The sequence below is a fragment of the Pseudomonas sp. SDI genome (assembly GCF_003105155.1).
Taxonomy (GTDB): Bacteria; Pseudomonadota; Gammaproteobacteria; order Pseudomonadales; family Pseudomonadaceae; genus Aquipseudomonas.
In genome coordinates this window covers 1-408 of sequence record NZ_QETK01000073.1, presented here as the reverse complement: position 1 = coordinate 408, position 408 = coordinate 1, and the positions used below count along the sequence as shown (strand labels likewise).

Genomic DNA, 408 nt, shown 5'->3' with positions numbered 1-408 from the left:
CGACAAAACCGACGTTACGACGGTTAGCCTGAGCGCCAGCACCTCCGTGGCCGAGGGCGGCCAGATCGTCTATACCGCGACCCTGAACAACGCCGCCGATACCCCAGTGACGGTGACCCTGTCCAACGGCCAGAGCATCGTCATCGGCGCCGGGCAAACCTCGAACAGCATCAACGTCGCCGCGCCCGCTGATGACGTGTACATCGATGCCGGCCCGGTCAGTGCGAAGATCACTGGCGCCACCGGCGGCAACTTCGAAAGCCTGGTGGTGAACGAAACGCCAGCGGTGACTCAAGTCACCGATACCCTCAACAACAGCTCGGTCACCCTCACGGCGACCCCGAGCGCGGTTGAAGGTGGTGTGATCGTCTACACCGCCTCGGTCAGTGCCCCGGTCACCGGCAGCCC

Annotated in this window: 1 protein-coding gene; it reads left to right on the top strand. The window is 64.5% G+C overall.

Annotated elements, in window-relative coordinates:
• Positions 1-408, top strand: a 408-nt coding sequence (locus DCO48_RS22825; RefSeq protein ID WP_165840825.1) for an immunoglobulin-like domain-containing protein, incomplete at both ends; no start/stop codon positions are given.